The following is a 15,617-nucleotide window of genomic DNA, read 5'->3' on the forward strand; positions in this document are numbered from 1 at the left end:
GACCTCAGTGCCCCACGGCAAAGGCAATCGGCGTAGTACGCGCCAGTCCGCCCCGGCATTTGAGTACGCGCAATTGCGCCGGCCGCGCATCGATGGCAATGCGCAGCGCGGCCGGCGACGGGTTGACCGCTTCGCTCAAGGGTCGCCACGCGAACGCCAGGGTCTGGCCGGTTTCCGCCGCCACCTGCAAACGGCGCAAGGCACGGTCATCGGCCTTGTGCGGCCAGCACAGCACCGCGCCACAACTGCCCGAGCGCAGGCATTGTTCCGCCGCCCACAAGGCATCACGCTCACTGGCCTGGATCACCGACAACTGGCGCAGATCGACCCCGGCATTGGCCCACGCCTGCGGGTACGGCACGAACGGCGGCGCCACCAGCACGATGCGCTCCCCCGCCGCCGACAGCCGCGCCAACGTCGGCCACACCAGTTGCAGTTCGCCGACCCCGGGCCCGGCCAGAAGGATTTCGCTCAGCGCCGCCTCCGGCCAGCCGCCACTGGGCAAGGCTGCGTCCAGCGCGGCGTGCCCGGTGGGTTGCGGGCTGGCGGCCGGTGGCGCAGGCCGGCCCTTCCAGACCTGGCCACCATTGAACAGCGTATCCAGCGCAACGACGGCACCCATCAGCCTTGCCTCACCAGCCCGCAGAACACGCCTTCGATGGCCAGGTCCTGATCGTCACGCACCACAATCGGCTGGTACGCCGGGTTGCGCGGCAACAGGCGAACCTCATCGCCGACCCGCTCGAAGCGTTTGATGGTGACTTCACCGTCGAGCCGCGCCACCACGATCTGGCCGTTGAGCGCCTCGGGGTTGCGTCGTACGCCGACCAGATCGCCGTCGAGAATGCCGTCCTCGATCATTGAATCGCCCTGCACCCGCAACATGTAGTCGGGCGTGCGGGAGAACAGTGCGGGATCGAGCATCAGCCGATTGTGGATATCGGCATCGGCGCCGATGGGCGCACCGGCAGCCACCCGGCCGAGCACCGGCACGTCGAGCAGTTCCGGTCGCGGCGGCTGCCCGAGCAGGCGAATGCCCCGGGCCTGATGCGGATTGACCTCAATGAATCCGGCTTCGGTGAGCGCCAGCACATGCTTGCGCGCCACGCTGCGGGAGGCAAAACCAAAAGCCTCGCTGATTTCAGCGAGGCTTGGGGGCTGACCGTGTTCGGCGATGCGTTCGCGGATAAAGGTCAGGATGGCGGTACGGCGGGGAGTCAGAGTCGTCATGGAGTACATTTGTACTCTTGTGGGAATTTCCTGACAAGCACCGCCAGTCAGCTCAAATCCTGTGACTGATCCTTCCCACGCTCTGCGTGGGAATGCAGCTGTCAGTTCAAACCGCGTTCGGCGAGAAACCCTGCGATGTAGTCAATAAACGCCACAACCTTGGCCGTCGCCCGTCGATGGCTCGGGTACACCGCCAGAATGTGCGGGCCGAAACTGTCCGGGTCTATGTCGTAATCAGCCATGACCCGCACCAGTCGCCCGTCCGCAATATACGGGGCGGCGCTCCACAGCGGCGTGTGCAGCAAGCCGCGCCCGGCCAAAGCGCTGGCCAGCAGCAAATCGTAATTGTCGCTGCGCAACAGCGGCGCCGCCGGTTGCGCCAGACTCAGGCGTTGGCCGTCGCGCTCGGCCCACCAGAATTCGCGACTGAGCAACGGATGCCGATACAACAGCCATTCATGCTGATCGAGGGTCTGCGGCGTGACCGGCAAGCCCTTGCGCGCCAGGTATCCGGGGCTGCCGCACAGCGCCAGACGATTGCTGCCGACCACCCGGGCAATCAGCCCCGGCAAGTCGTCATGGCCTTCGCGCAATGCCAGGTCGTAGCCGCTTTCCAGCAGATTGACGAATTCGTCGCACAAATCCACTTGCAGGCTGATCTGCGGGTATTGCTGCAAAAAGCCGTCGCACACCTGATCGAGAAACGCCCGGCCGTAAGCCAGCGGCGCGGTGATTTTCAGGCTGCCGCGCAGGCCGTGCTGCAACTGCTCGATTTCCTCGCCGGCCTCGTCCAGCCGTTGCAGCACCTGACGTGCGGTTTCCAGATAGAGCCGGCCGATTTCCGTCAGCAGGATCCGCCGCGTGCTGCGTTCGAACAGCCTCGCGCCGAGTTCGGATTCCAGATGATTCACCGCTTTGGTCAGGGCCGACGGGGTCTTGCCCAGTTGCTCGGCAGCGCGGCTGAAACTGCCGAGCTGCGCGGTGACCACGAACATTTTCAGTGCACCCAGCTTGTCCATGCTTTTTCCATTCAGGCAAAAACGTTTTTCGTGAGGGAGGCGTTCTGTCGGGCGTTGGCAGCCACTAATCTGGCCATCAGACGCAATAACAAGGAAATGTTCAATGAAAAGATTCATCCCGCTTTTCAGCAAAAACCTGTTGATCGCCGCTGTGAGTTTTGCCTCGATGGAAGCCATGGCCGCCACCGATCTGGTGCTGCTCAACGGCAGGATTTTCACCGCCGACCGCGCTCAACCGCAGGTTCAGGCGCTGGCCGTGGAGAACGGCAAGGTGCTGAAAGTCGGCACCGATGCACAGATCAAAACCTTGATCGCACCCGGCACCCAAGTGATCGACCTTCAAGGCAAGGCCATGATGCCCGGCTTGATCGACAGCCATTCCCACGCGATTTTTGGCGGACTGGAGATGGTCTCGGCCAACATGGAAGACGAGGTGGTCGAACTCGACGAGCTGGAAAAACGCCTGCGCGCCTGGCGTGACGACGGCAAGGCCCGGCATGGCGATGTGTTGAGCGTGGCCGGCATGAGTTCGGCGTACTGGGCCAAGGCTGAAGCCTTGGGCAAGATCTTCAACCACGGCGAATGGGCCGACGTGCCGGTGGTGTTCACCGGCAGCGATCACCACACCGCATGGGCCAACAACGTGATGCTCAAACGTGCGGGCATCGACGCCGCGTTGCTGAAAACCCTTCCAGACGCGGAAAAAGACACCATCGGCAAACTGGCCAGCGGTGAACCGAACGGCTTTGTGGTCGATGCCGGCTGGGATCGCGTCGCCTCGAAAATGCCGGTACCGAGCCCGGCCGACATGCTCAAGGCGGCGCAATCGGCGGTGCGTTTCAACAACAGCCTCGGCATCACAGCATGGATGGACCCCGCCGCCAACGCCGCACCGGGCGAACCGGTGTTCGCCCTCAAGCCCACCGAGAAAACCGTCGGCGTGCTGCCGGCCTATAAGGCCCTGTCGGAAAGCGGTGGCATGACCGCTCACGTTGCTGCGCTGCTGGTGGCCAATCCGAAAAGCGTCCCGGCCGATCTCGACACCCTCGACAAGGTTCGCCAGCAGTTCCAGGGCATCCCCAATCTGACGCTGCCGGGAATCAAGATCTTCGCCGACGGCGTGATCGAATACCCGGCCCAGAGCGCGGCGATGATCGATCCCTACAGCAACTCGCACAAACAGGGTGAGTTGCTGATCGACCCGCAGCACTTCGGCGAACTGGTCAGCGCCATCGACCAGCGCGGCTGGCTGGTGCACATCCACGCCATCGGTGACCGCGCGGTACGCGAATCCCTCAACGGTATCGCCCAGGCGCGCAAGGATCGGCAGAGCGGCGTGACGCACTCGATCACCCACCTGCAAATGGTCAATCCGAAGGAGTTCGCCCGCTTCAAGCCGCTGAACGTGATTGCCTCGATGCAACTGCTGTGGGCCAGCGCCGACGACTACACCACCGACATGATCAAGCCTTACGTCAGCGCCCTCGCCTTTCGCTATCAATACCCGGCGCACTCGCTGCTCAAGCAGGGCGCGACGATTGCCGGCGCCAGCGACTGGCCGGTGTCCTCGCCGAACCCGTTCAACGCCATCGCCCAGGCCATCACCCGCACCGGGCCACTGGGCGTGCTCAATGCCGACGAACGCCTGGACCGCGAAACCATGTTCTACGCCTACACCGTCAACGCCGCGCGGACCATCGGTCTGGAGCAACAGATCGGCTCGCTGAGCCCCGGCAAACAGGCCGACTTTATCGTGCTCGATCGCGACGTGTTCAGCGTCGACGACAAGGCCCTGCATGACACGAAGGTGCTGCAGACCTGGTTCGGTGGTCGTCAGGTCTACGCACCAACCCTCTAGCAACACCGCTTCCTTGTGGGAGCCAGCCTGCTGGCGATTGCGGTCTGACATTCAACTCATATGTCGTCTGACTCACCGCAATCGCTAGCAGGCTAGCTCCCACAGGTCTCCGCGCCCCATAACAATCACAACATCGGGACTTCACATGAAAGCCATGCCCCTGCTCGCCCTCACTTCCTTGAGCCTGCTGCCCTTGAGCAGCCACGCGATCCCCCTGAACGATGATTTCGCGGTGCTGGTCGACCTGACCCTGGCCAGCGACTACCGCACTCGCGGCATCTCCCAGACCCAGAACGATCCGGCGGTACAGGCCGGTTTGACCCTGGCCCACAGCAGCGGTCTGTACCTCGGCGCGTGGAGTTCGAACGTCGATTTCGGCGGTGGCCTGAAAACCCGTCAGGAAGTCGATTATTACGCCGGCTGGCGGTGGCAGGCCACCGAGGATGTGAGCCTGGATCTCGGCACCATTCGCTACGTCTACCCCAAGGAAAGCCAGTTCAATCAGACCGAGGTCTACGGGATTCTCGGCGTCTACGGGGTGAAACTCGCGGCGTATTACTCCAGTGACGCGCCGGGCATCGACAGCAAACAGAGTTCGCTCTACAGCTACATCGGTTACGAAACCGAATTGCCGTTCGATTCCGGACTGAAGCTGCGCTACGGCAACATGGACTTCAAGGACCCGCATATGTACTCGGCGTCCGGACATGCCGAAGAATCCTACCGGGAGTGGGAAATCAAACTGACCCACAACCTGGCCGGCGTGATGTTGGGCCTGAGTTACATCGACACCGACCTTTCGCAGAATCAGTGCCTGAGCAACTGGGGCTTCAAGGATGTGTGCACGGCGACGGTTGTGGCCAGTGTCAGCAAGTCTTTCTGACCCACCGAAAATCTCCTGTGGGAGCCAGCCTGCTGGCGATTGAGGGCTGACTTTCAGCTTTTGTGTCGCCTGACACGCCGCTATCGCCAGCAGGCTGGCTCCCACATTTTGGTTTTGTGGTGAATTCAGGCAGTGAGCTGCGCCAGGTACTGCCACGGGTAGATCCCGCGTTGATGCCCATCGCTGAACACCAGTTGCAATCCGTAGCCCTGGGAATTGAGTTCGATTACACGAACCCGATCATCCACCAGCGGCGCCGAGCCCCGCAGGCGAAACGCCCGGCACTGCGAGCACGGGCACTGGCGGCGCAGTTCGGCATGGTCGAGCAATTGCTCGCGGCCATCCGGCCAGCTAAGCCGCAAGCGGTGTTCACTTTGGGAATTGCCGATCGCCAGCGGACTCATTGCAACTGACTCAAGGCGATCCGCACGGCTTTGCGCACTTCCGGGTCGCCGTCGTCCTGCGCGGCCTGCAATGCCGCCACGGCGCCGCGATCGTTCAACTCGCCCAGCGCCAGCGCCGCTTCCTTGCGCAGGTTGCTGATGCGATGGCCGAGGGTGTCGATCAGGGCATCAAGGGCTGCGACGTACTTGAGGCGCCCGAGGCTGCGCGTCGCGCGCAGGCGAACCTGCCAGTAGTCGTCGCCCAAGGCTTCGATCAAGGCCGGGCCCGCGTCGGTGTGGCCGACCTTGCCGAGTGTGGTCGCGGCTTCTTCGCGTACTTGCCAGGCGTCATCCTGCAAGGCCTGACGCAAGGCCGGCAGCACATCTGCGCCACTCGCCAGGCCCAGGGCGCCGGTGGCGGCGCGGCGCACTTCGGTATCAGGATCTGCGCTTGCCAATCGGGCCAAGGCTGGCAGCGCGTCGAGTTGCTTGAGCCAGCCGAGCACGCCAACGGCTTCGCGGCGCACGCTGGCGTCGGCATCGCTCAACGCTTGAATGGCGGCGGATGCAGCGCCGGGGAAACGCAACTCGCGCAAGGCCCGGAACGCGGCAATCCGCACGCTGGTTTCGGCATGAGCAGTCCACGGCAGAATCACCCTCCCCGCCGCTTCGGTCTTGAGCAGGCTCAGGCTCTGCGCCGCAGCAGCCTGCACCGCAGGCGACGGATCCGTCAGCGCCTGGCACAGCGCTTCAACCACCGGTTCATCTTCCCAGGCCTCCAGCAAACGCGCCGCTTCAGCGCGGACTTCTTCGGCCGGGTCTTCAGCCAGTCGTTCAACCAGCCAAAGCAAGCCGTCCGGCTCTTCGAGGTCGGCCAGATCGATCAGGGCAATCCGGCGCACCCCGGCGTCATCGGCGGTCAGGCGTGGTTGCAGGGCGAGAATGTCTTCGTTATCGGTCACAGCAAAAAATGAGGTCACAGGGCAAATCTCGGCAAGGTGTTTTCATGAGGCAAACCGAGCGGGTTCAGGCGCGGCAGCGGTCGGTCGTTGTCGTGGCGCAGCAGGTCGAGGCAGTGGCGCTTGAGGCGGGAGAACTCGTGGCTGGTCACCAGTCCGGTGGTGCGTGGGCGTGGGAAGTCGAGGCGCAGGTCTTCGATGATCCGCCCCGGCCGTGCGCTCATCACCAGCAAACGGTCGGCGAGGAACAGCGCTTCGTCGATGTCATGGGTGACGAACACCACGGTGGTGCGAATCCGCGTCCAGATGTCCAGCAGCAGTTCCTGCATGTTCAATCGGGTCAGCGCGTCCAGCGCACCGAAAGGTTCGTCCATCAGCAACAACCGTGGCCGGTTGACCAGCACCCGGGCGATTTCCACCCGTTGCTGCATGCCGCCGGAGAGTTGATCGGGCCAGCGTTCGGCGAAGCCTTCGAGGCCGACCAGTTTGAGGATTTCATCAGCGGCACGATGGCGCTCGGTTTTACCGATGCCACGCATCTTCAGGCCGAAAGCGACGTTGTCACGCACCGTGCGCCACGGGAACAGCGTGTGATGCTGGAACACCATGCCGCGCTGCGGTGACGGGCCGGACACTTCGGCGCCGTCGACTTTCAACTGCCCGCCGTGAGGTTGCAGATGCCCGGCCAGCGCGCCGAGCAAAGTCGATTTGCCGCAACCGGACGGCCCGAGAATGCACACGAACTGGCCCGGCTCGATCTGGCAATCCAGCCCCTGTACCGCTTCGAATGCCTGCCGGCCCTCGCCGAGGACGATGGATAGTTGGCGGATGTCGATCCGCCCTTCCGGGGTTTGCATCACGCTCATCAGGCTTTTCCTCGTGGTCGGTGCCAGGGCGTGAACAGGCCGCCAAGGCGTTTGATCAGCAGGCTGCTGCCCATGCCCAACACGCCGATCAACAACATGCCGACCACGATGTCGGCGTAGTTCTGAATGGTGTAGGACTCCCAGGTGTAGTAACCGATGCCGAACTGGCCGGAGATCATTTCGGCGGTCACCAGACAGAACCACGACGTGCCCATGCCAATGGCCAGCCCGGTGATGATGCTCGGCGCGGCGCCTGGCAGAATCACTTCCAGCAGGATCGCTCGACGCCCGGCCCCGAGGCTTTTGGCCGAAGCGATCAGACGCGGATCAACGCCTTCGACGCCATGCACGGTGTTGAGCAGGATCGGAAACAGCGCACCGGTGAAGGTGATGAAGACCATCGACAGTTCGGAGGACGGAAACATCAGGATCGCCAGTGGAATCCACGCCACGGCGGGGATCGGGCGCAGCACTTCCAGTGGCGGCAGCAGCAGGTCTTCGGCCCATTTCGAGCGGCCGATGGACAGGCCCAGAGCGATGCCGATCACCAGCGCCGCGAGGTAGCCGGCGAAGACCCGGCCGAGGCTGGCGCTCAGGTGCTGGAGGAGCTTGCCGGAGTCGCCGAGGCCGAGGGCGGCTTCGATCACGGCCAATGGGGTCGGAACGTTGGCGAAGGTGACGAGGCCGAGGTTCCAGTGGTGGCTGGCGGCGAGTTGCCAGAAGAGCAGGCAGAGCAGCAGTGAAGCTGCTCTTGATATCCAGCGTTTTTTTGAGATTTTCATGATTAGCGACTGGCCACGGCCTGCGCGGTGGCATCGGTGAAATCAAACACCTTCCCGCCCTGCGCCGAAGCAAATTGCTGCGCCTGCCCCTTCAACAAAAACGCGCTGAGGCGCCCCTTCCCATCACTGGCAAACCACGCCTGCTCCGCCAGCAACTTGATCCCGCTGTCACTCGCCTGGGCATACACCGCGCGGATGTTCTTGCCTTCCGACTTCAGGCCGGCCAACGCCGTGAACGCCTCTTCAGCCGAAGAATAGCGACGAACCTTGTCCTCACCCCGCACCCAGATTTCCGCGACATGGCTGAAATCGGTGATGGCTTTACCAGTTACCGCATCGACGGACTTCAACGGCGTCTGCGCGTAGTTGCCAAGCTGGGCGGTGTAGTCGAGACCGGAGGCCTTGAACGCCGCACGGATGTACTGATCGTCGATAAAGGTATTCAGGTCGAGCCCGCGATCGGCCTTCTTCAACAGCTTCAGCGTATCAATCGCGGTGGCCACGGCCTGGCGATATTCCGGCTTCCAGCTCAGGTCACGGGTCTGCACACCCAGCGGGCCATGAAACAGATAATTGACCTCGGCATCGACGCCGGTGACCTTGGCGATCAGTTCGCTGTATTTCTCCGGTTCGGCGGCCAGCAGTTGATTGGCCTCGATGCTTGCGCGCAGGTAGGCGACGACGATTTCCGGGTACTTTTTCGCGTAGGCCTGATCGACCAGCGCACCGTGGAAGGTCGGCGCATTGGCCTGGGCGCCGTCGTAGATCTTGCGGGCGAAGCCACGGCTCGGGAACAGTTCGGCGAACGGTACGAAGTCGGCATGGGCGTCGATCTTGCCGGCCTGCAACGCCGAGCCTGCGACCTCCGGCGGCTGGGCGATGATGTTCACATCCTTGAGCGGATCCCAGCCCTGCTCCGCCACGGCCCGCAACAACATGCCGTGGGCGGTGGAAGCGAACGGCACGGAAATGGTCTTGCCCTTGAGTTCGCTCAACGACTGCACGCCGGACGCGCTCGGCACCACGATGCCATTGCCGCTGCCCTTGATGCTGCCCGACAGCACGCTGATGAACAGGCTGTGTTTGCCGGCGGTTTCGAACGCCACGCCGTTGAACGCACCGGGGAAATCGGCCATGGCGCCGAAGTCGAGTTTGCCGGCGACCATCTCGTTGGTCAGTGGCGCGCCGCTGGTGAAGTTCTTCCACTGCACGTCGTATTTGGCGTCTTTATAGGCGCCGTCGTGAGGCAGGTATTTGTCGAGCAGCCCCAGTTCGCGGATCAACAGCCCGCCGGCGGCGCAGTTGATGGTGGTGTCCTGGGTGCCGATGGCGATGCGGATGGTTTCGGCCGAAGCCGACAGGGTGAACGAAGCCAGTACCAGACCGGCGATTGCTGCACGCAACATGGTTGAATCCCCTCGAATCATTTTAGGATGTTCGTCTCCGCCGCGATCAGGGCGCGGTGGGAAACGAGGGGTGTCTTTCAATTCAGCGTCCGGGGTCTACCGGATGGCTTTTGGGGTTCTCACAAATCCAATGTGGGAGCGAGCCCGCTCGCGATGGCGGTAGCACATCCAACATTTCATCGCCTGAAACACCGCTATCGCGAGCAGGCTCGCTCCCACAGGGAACTGCGCTTCACCGCAGGAGATACGGGATGTCGACTTTGACGGCACCGGTCGGGCAATCCTTTTCGCAAGGCATGCAGTACCAGCATTCATCGAACGCCATATAGGCCTTTTGGGTGGCCGGGTTGATCGCCAGCAGGTCCATCGGGCAGACGTCGACACACACGGTGCAGCCTTTTTCGGCGATGCATTTGTCCTCGTCCACGGTGACGGGGGCATTGGAGCGGAAGAAGATTTCCTGGGCTTGATAGGCCATGGTCCGGACTCTCTCTAGTGATGCTTCAAGCGGCGAAAGCGCCGACCCGAAGTCGGTCGTAAGCCTGCATTTCCTCGGCATCAAGGGGGATGATGTAAGGCTCGACGGCTTTTTTGAAACTGGTCATGCGCCCGTCCTCGCCTTTCTTCAGGTGGCAGTGGCAGAACCATTCGCGGTCGTCGCGTTGTGGGTGGTCGACGCGGTAGTGGTACAGGCCCCAGCGGCTTTCGGCGCGGAACAGCGAGGCCCGCGCAGCCATTTCGGCGCAGTCGCGGATCACGCTGGTTTCCATCGCACGCATCAGCTCATGCGCGTTGTTGGCCTTCATCTCGTTGAGATCGCGTTCGATGTCGCTGAAGCGTTGCAGACCGATTTCCATCTTCTTCGTCACTTTCGGCGGTTGCAGGTAGTCATTGACGAAGCGCCGCAGCTTGTACTCGACCTGGGCCGGCGGCAGACCGTGCTCGCGGTCCAGTGGTGCGTAGACCCGGGTCTTTTCCTTCTCGATCTGTTCGGCATCCAGCGCGGAAAACTCGCGCCCGGCTACAAACTCCGCCGCGTTATGGCCGGCGAACCAGCCATAGGTGAACGCGCCAAGCATGTAGTTGTGCGGCACGGCGGCCATGTCGCCGGCCGAGTACAAACCTTTCACCGAGGTTTCGGCACGCTCGTTGACCCACACACCGGACGCCGAATGGCCGCTGCAAAAGCCGATTTCCGAGATGTGCATCTCCACCATCTGCGTGCGGTAATCGGTGCCGCGATTGGCGTGGAACTGGCCGCGGCTCGGGCGCTCGTTGCTGTGCAGGATTTCCTCGATGTTCTGGATGGTTTCCTCGGCCAGGTGATCGAGCTTGAGGAACACCGGGCCGTTGCCGCTTTCCAGTTCCTGATGGAATTCCCACATCATCTGCCCGCTCCAGTAATCGCACTCGATGAAGCGTTCGCCCTTGTTGTTGGCGGTGTAGCCACCGAGCGGGCCGGTGACGTAGGCGCAGGCCGGGCCGTTGTAGTCCTTGATCAGCGGGTTGATCTGGAAGCACTCGAGGTTCGCCAGCTCGGCCCCGGCGTGATACGCCATCGCATAGCCGTCGCCGGCGTTGGTCGGGTTTTCATAGGTGCCCATCAGGTAACCCGAGGACGGCAACCCCAGTCGCCCGGCAGCGCCGCAAGCGAGGATCACCGCTTTGGCCTTGATCACATGGAAGTCGGCAGTACGGCAATCGAAGCCCACCACACCGTTGACGGTGCCCTCCTCGTCGGTCAGCAAACGGGTGCAGACCAGTCGGTTGGTGATGCTCACCCGCGCCCGTTTCAACTGGCGATACAGGACTTTCTTGATGTCGTGCCCTTCCGGCATCGGCAGCACGTAGGCGCCCATGTGATGGACTTTCTTCACCGCGTAATCGCCGGTTTCGTCCTTCTCGAACTTCACGCCCCAACGGTCGAGTTGCTCAATGGTTTCAAAACTGTGGGTGGCGTAGGCGTACACCGCCGCCTGATTGACGATGCCGTCATTGGCAATGGTGATTTCCTTGGTGTACTGCTCGGGCGTCGAGTGGCCGGGGATGATCGCGTTGTTCAGGCCGTCCATGCCCATGCTGATCGCGCCGCTGCGCTTGACGTTGGCCTTGTCGACCAGCAGCACGCGCAGCGCCTTGTTCTTTTCCTTGGCCTTGATCGCGGCCATCGGGCCGGCGGTGCCGCCGCCGATCACGACGATGTCGTATTCCTGTTCGAGTGTCGTTCGACTCATGCCTGCTCCCCTTTTTGCCGGTCGATCCGCAGGCGGTACTGGAACGCATCGCCACGGTAGTAAAGGTGTTCGAAGTCCAGCGGCTGGCCGTTGGCGTCGTGGGTCAGACGCTCGATGCGCATGATCGGCGAGCCGGCCTCGACGTTCAGCGCCTGGGTCAGGTCGCTGTCGGCCAACACCGCGTCGATGGCCAGATCGGCGTGGCCGAGGGCGATACCGCAGTCGTTTTCGAGGATCAGGAAGATGTCGCGGGTGACCAGATCGGCCTTCTCCAGCCGCTCGCCGACGGCTTTGGGCAGGTAGGTGATTTCAAGCGAGATCGGCTCGCGGTTGATCAGGCGTACGCGTTTGATCTGGGCGACGATTTCGCCTTCGGCGACCTGCAAGCGCTCGGCAACCAGTTTGTCGGCGGCGATGAATTTGAAGCTGCGCAGACGATTGATCACCTCGTAGCCGCGACCGGTCATGGACTCGGCGAGGCCTTGCAGGGTGCTGACGTTTTGAAAGGTCTTGGGTTTGGCGACGAAGGTGCCTTTGCCGTGGATCTTGAAGATCAGCCCTTCTTTCTGCAGATCGCCCAGGGCCTGGCGCACGGTGATGCGGCTGACCTTGAACAGCGTGCCAAGCTCGCTTTCGGACGGCATCTGACTGTCCTGCGGGTATTCGCCGTCGAGAATGCGGGCGCGCAGCACATCGCGCAATTGGGTGTGCAGCGGAACACTACCAAGGGAGAGAACGTTATCGGTCATCACGGGATCACTTGTCATAACGAGTTATGACGTGATCTTAGAGACGTTATGACAAGCTTGAGAAATATTGTTTGGGCATAACCTTAGATACGAGCACACAAAGCCAAATGTGGGAGCGAGCCTGCTCGCGATAGCGGTATGTCAGACGACAATTCAGCGATTGATAGACCGCTATCGCGAGCAGGCTCGCTCCCACAGGGGATTTTGATCAGGTTCGTTTGAGAATCTGATCCATGACCCAATCGGTCTTCAGGGCCTCTGCCCCGGTCGCCGGATGCTGCAATTGGCCGCGAATCTGCGCGTTCATGCCCAGCACGTGGTGCCACTGGATGTGTTCGTGATGGGGGATTTCCAGGCTGATTTCTTCATCGGCATACAGTTCGACCGGATGTTCGTCGAACACCGAAAATCCGATCCGACCTTTGCTGCCAATGATCTCGACCCGATCCTCGCGCCGGTCCGCGACAAAGCTCCAGCAGCCCATGCCGAGCGCGCCGGAAGCGAATCGCCAACTGGCGCTGACCGCATCTTCCGCCGCATACAACCCGGCCTGACGCGCCGTGAATCCGGCCACCTCGACGATATCGCCGAGCAGGTACTGGAACAGGTCGAAACCATGGCTGGCCAGATCCGCGAAATAACCGCCACCAGCCACCGTCGGATCGGTGCGCCAGTTGGCGCTGCCGTCCAGATCCTTCGGCGACGGCGCTTTGGTCAGCGTCCAGCTCAGGTGCCGCACCTCGCCGATACGCCCCTGCTCCAGCCATTGCCGAACCTGCTGAAAACGCGGCAATGAACGGCGGTAATAGGAGACGAACAGGTGCAGACCGGCATCGGCGAACACCTGCTGCATTTCGCGGCTTTGCCCGGCGTTGAGCGACATGGGTTTTTCCACGCAGCAATGCTTGCCGGCGGCGGCGACTTTCAGGCTGTAGGCATGGTGACTGTCGGGTGGCGTGGCGATATACACCGCGTCCACCTCGGGATCGTTGATCAGCGCATCGACGTCGGTGTAAGTCCGGGCGATGCCGTGGCGCGACGCGTAATCGGTCACCGCTTCGAGGCGTCGCCCCATCACCGCCACCAACGCCGAGCCGGGAGCCTTGTAGAAGGCCGGCCCGCTCTTGCGTTCGGCAACACTGCCGCAACCGATCATGCCCCAGCGCACCACGTTCATCGTCACGCCTTAGCCGATGCGCAGTGCGCGCAGGTCGAGGTGGCCGTCCTTGAGCGGCGGGCACCAGTAGTAGCCGCCAGTGATCGGCCGGCTGATGCGATACAGACCGTCGGTGATGCCGTCTTCCAGACCGCTCATGCGGCGCAGTTGCGCTTCAAAGGCATCGAGGGAAAAACCGAAGGCCAGGAACATCAGACCGGCGCGATCGCCTTCGATCCACGGCATCGAACGGCGCACGACGAAGGCTTCCGGGGCGAAGCTTTCCTGGGCGGTGCGTTTGACGTGGGCAGACACCGGGGCGTCGTCGATCTCTTCGTTGTCGCTCAGGCGACGGCCCATGATGTTGTCCTTGTCCTCGGCGGACAGCGCATGGAAACCCTTGAGGTCGTGCTGCCACTGCTGGATCGCGGCAAAGCTGCCACCGACCAGACCTTCGGCGCCTTCACTTTGCAGTGCGGCGGCGATGGCGGCTTCGTCGTGCGGGTTCTCAGTGCCGTCTTCATAACCGGTGAGGTCATGGCCGTCCTTGTGGCGGAAGGCTTCCTGCATCTGCACCAGACGCAGCGCCGGGGCCAGTGCGGCCTCAAGCGCGGTGCTGCGATTGAGCAGATCGCCACGGTCGACGCCGTGCAGCCAGACCCACAGGGCGTGCTGGGTCGACGGGTTTTCCACGCCGACACCAGTCAGCGCCGGGAAGCTGCGCAGACCGTCGATGTTCACATTCAGCGCCTTGGCCAGGGATTCACCGAAGCCGATCACCGCCGACTTGCTGTCCACCAGGTTCAGCAGGTTGTCGATCGCCTGCGGCAGTGCTTCAACCGATTCGAGGGCGAAAAACAGGTGACGTGCTTGCGGCGGAACTGGGGTGGCGAGGATGCCCGGCTGGTAGTAACTCATGTGAACTCCTTGGGAAAGAGCGCGGAGTTTAACTGTAGCCGGAGGATTTGTGTGGGATCAGATGACGCACTCGTTGCGCCACGCGCTCGGGCTTTTGCCGGTCCAGCGCTTGAACGCCCGACGAAAGCTGCGCACGTCGCTATAGCCGACTTCCTCGGTAATCCGCTCGATCGGCATGTCGGGATTGGCCAGCAGGCTCATGGTGCGGGCCTGGCGCACTTGCTCCAGCAGCGCCTCGAAAGTCAGTGAGTGCTCGGTCAGCCGCCGGCGCAACGTGCGGCTGCTCATGTTCAGGTCGCCGGCAATCTTTTCGATGTGGCTGCCCCGGCTCAGGTCCCGGGCAATGGCGCGCTCCACGGCCTGGATCAGATCGAGCTTCTGATGGACTTGCGCCGCTTCCAGCTCCAGCAGTTTGACCGCCTGACGCAGTGCCAGCGAATGGTGATTGGGCAGGTTCACATCCAGCCATTGCACGTCGATCAGCATGCGATTGTGCAGGCAGCCGAAGCGCACGTCCGGCCCCAGCAGCCGCCGGTATTCATCGACGTAATCCGGGGCGGCATGCACAAACTCCACGGCAATCGGCTTGAACGTCTCGCCCACCAGCGCCCGGCCGTAGACCAGCAGGCTGGCGTAAAACTCTTCGACGGCGAATATCTGCACCTCAGAGAACGGCAGGCGACATTCCACGTCGACGTACACCTGCTCGCCCACCACATCCACGCTGATCACCACGATCCCGCCGGACGTGTGTTGATGGCGAATGCCCAGCTCGAACGCATCGCGCAGGTTCTTGCACAGCGACAGCACGTGCCCGAGCAAACCCAGGGTGCCAAGCACGTTCTGCGCGCCGACCCATAGGCCCAGCCCCTGATTGGGCAGGACCTTGAGCGCCCGCTGGATCATGGCCACGGCCTGGCGATAGGAAATCCGCTGCGATGGATCCTGCAGATCCTCGACGTCAAAGCCCAGGCCACGGCACAGGCTTTGCGGCTCGATGCCCTTGTTCGCGGCGACTTCGGCCAGGGTCTGCAGCAGAAATGGCGACACCAGCGCCAGATCGAAGGTGGGGTCTTGGAGTTTTGCGTTCATGGGGGCTGACATTCCGGATCACGCTGAATTGTTATTTTTGTTACCGGTTATGTCGAAGGAAGTTAGCACAGGGTTGACGAAG

16 protein-coding genes are annotated in these 15,617 nt (G+C 62.4%); 2 read left to right on the forward strand and 14 right to left on the reverse strand.

Annotated elements, in window-relative coordinates; all coding sequences use genetic code 11:
- Nucleotides 1–4 precede the first annotated feature (4 nt).
- From imuA to DXT77_RS23145, 3 genes are all read right to left on the reverse strand, one after another.
- Nucleotides 5–622, reverse strand: a complete 618-nt coding sequence (gene imuA, locus DXT77_RS23135; protein ID WP_119429324.1) for a translesion DNA synthesis-associated protein ImuA — start codon at nucleotides 620–622, stop codon at nucleotides 5–7.
- Nucleotides 622–1,239: a transcriptional repressor LexA gene (lexA, locus tag DXT77_RS23140; RefSeq protein WP_119429325.1), complete on the reverse strand. Its 618-nt coding sequence runs from the start codon at nucleotides 1,237–1,239 to the stop codon at nucleotides 622–624. The genes imuA and lexA overlap by 1 nt, the downstream gene beginning before the upstream one ends.
- Before the next feature lie 92 nt (nucleotides 1,240–1,331).
- Nucleotides 1,332–2,249 (reverse strand): LysR family transcriptional regulator, encoded by a 918-nt coding sequence (locus DXT77_RS23145; RefSeq protein ID WP_119429326.1) that lies wholly within the window; start codon nucleotides 2,247–2,249, stop codon nucleotides 1,332–1,334.
- 103 nt (nucleotides 2,250–2,352) lie between these two features.
- Between DXT77_RS23145 and DXT77_RS23150 the strand changes: the two genes are divergently transcribed.
- Nucleotides 2,353–4,107, forward strand: a complete 1,755-nt coding sequence (locus DXT77_RS23150) for an amidohydrolase (RefSeq protein ID WP_119429327.1) — start codon at nucleotides 2,353–2,355, stop codon at nucleotides 4,105–4,107.
- Between the two features lie 145 nt (nucleotides 4,108–4,252).
- Complete coding sequence (locus tag DXT77_RS23155) at nucleotides 4,253–4,990, forward strand: TorF family putative porin (RefSeq protein ID WP_119429328.1); 738 nt, start codon at nucleotides 4,253–4,255, stop codon at nucleotides 4,988–4,990.
- 125 nt (nucleotides 4,991–5,115) lie between these two features.
- Here DXT77_RS23155 and DXT77_RS23160 read toward each other — a convergent pair whose 3' ends face one another.
- The 11 genes from DXT77_RS23160 to DXT77_RS23210 all read right to left on the reverse strand — a co-directional run bounded on the left by DXT77_RS23160 (nucleotide 5,116) and on the right by DXT77_RS23210 (nucleotide 15,535).
- On the reverse strand, nucleotides 5,116–5,394 hold the full coding sequence (locus DXT77_RS23160; RefSeq protein WP_119429329.1) for a DUF971 domain-containing protein: 279 nt from the start codon (nucleotides 5,392–5,394) through the stop codon (nucleotides 5,116–5,118).
- Complete coding sequence (locus DXT77_RS23165; RefSeq protein ID WP_119429330.1) at nucleotides 5,391–6,353, reverse strand: HEAT repeat domain-containing protein; 963 nt, start codon at nucleotides 6,351–6,353, stop codon at nucleotides 5,391–5,393. Before DXT77_RS23165 ends, DXT77_RS23160 begins: the two co-directional genes overlap by 4 nt.
- A complete protein-coding gene (locus DXT77_RS23170; protein WP_119429331.1) occupies nucleotides 6,350–7,198 on the reverse strand; it encodes an ABC transporter ATP-binding protein in 849 nt (282 codons plus the stop codon). Before DXT77_RS23170 ends, DXT77_RS23165 begins: the two co-directional genes overlap by 4 nt.
- Nucleotides 7,198–7,980, reverse strand: coding sequence for an ABC transporter permease (locus DXT77_RS23175; protein WP_119429332.1), 783 nt, complete (start codon nucleotides 7,978–7,980; stop codon nucleotides 7,198–7,200). The genes DXT77_RS23170 and DXT77_RS23175 overlap by 1 nt, the downstream gene beginning before the upstream one ends.
- A gap of 2 nt (nucleotides 7,981–7,982) precedes the next feature.
- Complete coding sequence (locus DXT77_RS23180) at nucleotides 7,983–9,386, reverse strand: ABC transporter substrate-binding protein (RefSeq protein WP_119429333.1); 1,404 nt, start codon at nucleotides 9,384–9,386, stop codon at nucleotides 7,983–7,985.
- 232 nt (nucleotides 9,387–9,618) lie between these two features.
- Nucleotides 9,619–9,864 (reverse strand): ferredoxin family protein, encoded by a 246-nt coding sequence (locus DXT77_RS23185; protein WP_003225615.1) that lies wholly within the window; start codon nucleotides 9,862–9,864, stop codon nucleotides 9,619–9,621.
- A 25-nt stretch (nucleotides 9,865–9,889) separates the two neighbouring features.
- Nucleotides 9,890–11,620, reverse strand: coding sequence for a fumarate reductase/succinate dehydrogenase flavoprotein subunit (locus DXT77_RS23190; protein ID WP_119429334.1), 1,731 nt, complete (start codon nucleotides 11,618–11,620; stop codon nucleotides 9,890–9,892).
- Nucleotides 11,617–12,369 (reverse strand): GntR family transcriptional regulator, encoded by a 753-nt coding sequence (locus DXT77_RS23195; protein WP_119429335.1) that lies wholly within the window; start codon nucleotides 12,367–12,369, stop codon nucleotides 11,617–11,619. Before DXT77_RS23195 ends, DXT77_RS23190 begins: the two co-directional genes overlap by 4 nt.
- A 208-nt stretch (nucleotides 12,370–12,577) precedes the next feature.
- Entirely contained in the window at nucleotides 12,578–13,546 is a 969-nt protein-coding gene (locus DXT77_RS23200) for a Gfo/Idh/MocA family protein (protein WP_119429336.1), read from the reverse strand.
- A gap of 9 nt (nucleotides 13,547–13,555) precedes the next feature.
- Nucleotides 13,556–14,443: a Dyp-type peroxidase gene (locus tag DXT77_RS23205; RefSeq protein WP_119429337.1), complete on the reverse strand. Its 888-nt coding sequence runs from the start codon at nucleotides 14,441–14,443 to the stop codon at nucleotides 13,556–13,558.
- Between the two features lie 57 nt (nucleotides 14,444–14,500).
- Nucleotides 14,501–15,535 carry an AraC family transcriptional regulator gene (locus tag DXT77_RS23210; protein WP_119429338.1) on the reverse strand — a complete coding sequence of 345 codons (1,035 nt, stop codon included), beginning with the start codon at nucleotides 15,533–15,535 and terminating at the stop codon, nucleotides 14,501–14,503.
- Nucleotides 15,536–15,617: the final 82 nt, after the last annotated feature.

This window comes from Pseudomonas sp. 91RF (genome assembly GCF_003576265.1).
Classification (GTDB): Bacteria; Pseudomonadota; Gammaproteobacteria; order Pseudomonadales; family Pseudomonadaceae; genus Aquipseudomonas; species Aquipseudomonas kribbensis.

Coding starts and splice junctions, on each gene's coding strand:
- imuA (WP_119429324.1), bottom strand. CDS start 622: ATGGGTGCCGTCGTTGCGCTGGATACGCTGTTCAATGGTGGCCAGGTC.
- lexA (WP_119429325.1), bottom strand. CDS start 1,239: ATGTACTCCATGACGACTCTGACTCCCCGCCGTACCGCCATCCTGACC.
- DXT77_RS23145 (WP_119429326.1), bottom strand. CDS start 2,249: ATGGACAAGCTGGGTGCACTGAAAATGTTCGTGGTCACCGCGCAGCTC.
- DXT77_RS23150 (WP_119429327.1), top strand. CDS start 2,353: ATGAAAAGATTCATCCCGCTTTTCAGCAAAAACCTGTTGATCGCCGCT.
- DXT77_RS23155 (WP_119429328.1), top strand. CDS start 4,253: ATGAAAGCCATGCCCCTGCTCGCCCTCACTTCCTTGAGCCTGCTGCCC.
- DXT77_RS23160 (WP_119429329.1), bottom strand. CDS start 5,394: ATGAGTCCGCTGGCGATCGGCAATTCCCAAAGTGAACACCGCTTGCGG.
- DXT77_RS23170 (WP_119429331.1), bottom strand. CDS start 7,198: ATGAGCGTGATGCAAACCCCGGAAGGGCGGATCGACATCCGCCAACTA.
- DXT77_RS23175 (WP_119429332.1), bottom strand. CDS start 7,980: ATGAAAATCTCAAAAAAACGCTGGATATCAAGAGCAGCTTCACTGCTG.
- DXT77_RS23180 (WP_119429333.1), bottom strand. CDS start 9,386: ATGTTGCGTGCAGCAATCGCCGGTCTGGTACTGGCTTCGTTCACCCTG.
- DXT77_RS23185 (WP_003225615.1), bottom strand. CDS start 9,864: ATGGCCTATCAAGCCCAGGAAATCTTCTTCCGCTCCAATGCCCCCGTC.
- DXT77_RS23190 (WP_119429334.1), bottom strand. CDS start 11,620: ATGAGTCGAACGACACTCGAACAGGAATACGACATCGTCGTGATCGGC.
- DXT77_RS23195 (WP_119429335.1), bottom strand. CDS start 12,369: ATGACCGATAACGTTCTCTCCCTTGGTAGTGTTCCGCTGCACACCCAA.
- DXT77_RS23200 (WP_119429336.1), bottom strand. CDS start 13,546: ATGAACGTGGTGCGCTGGGGCATGATCGGTTGCGGCAGTGTTGCCGAA.
- DXT77_RS23205 (WP_119429337.1), bottom strand. CDS start 14,443: ATGAGTTACTACCAGCCGGGCATCCTCGCCACCCCAGTTCCGCCGCAA.
- DXT77_RS23210 (WP_119429338.1), bottom strand. CDS start 15,535: ATGAACGCAAAACTCCAAGACCCCACCTTCGATCTGGCGCTGGTGTCG.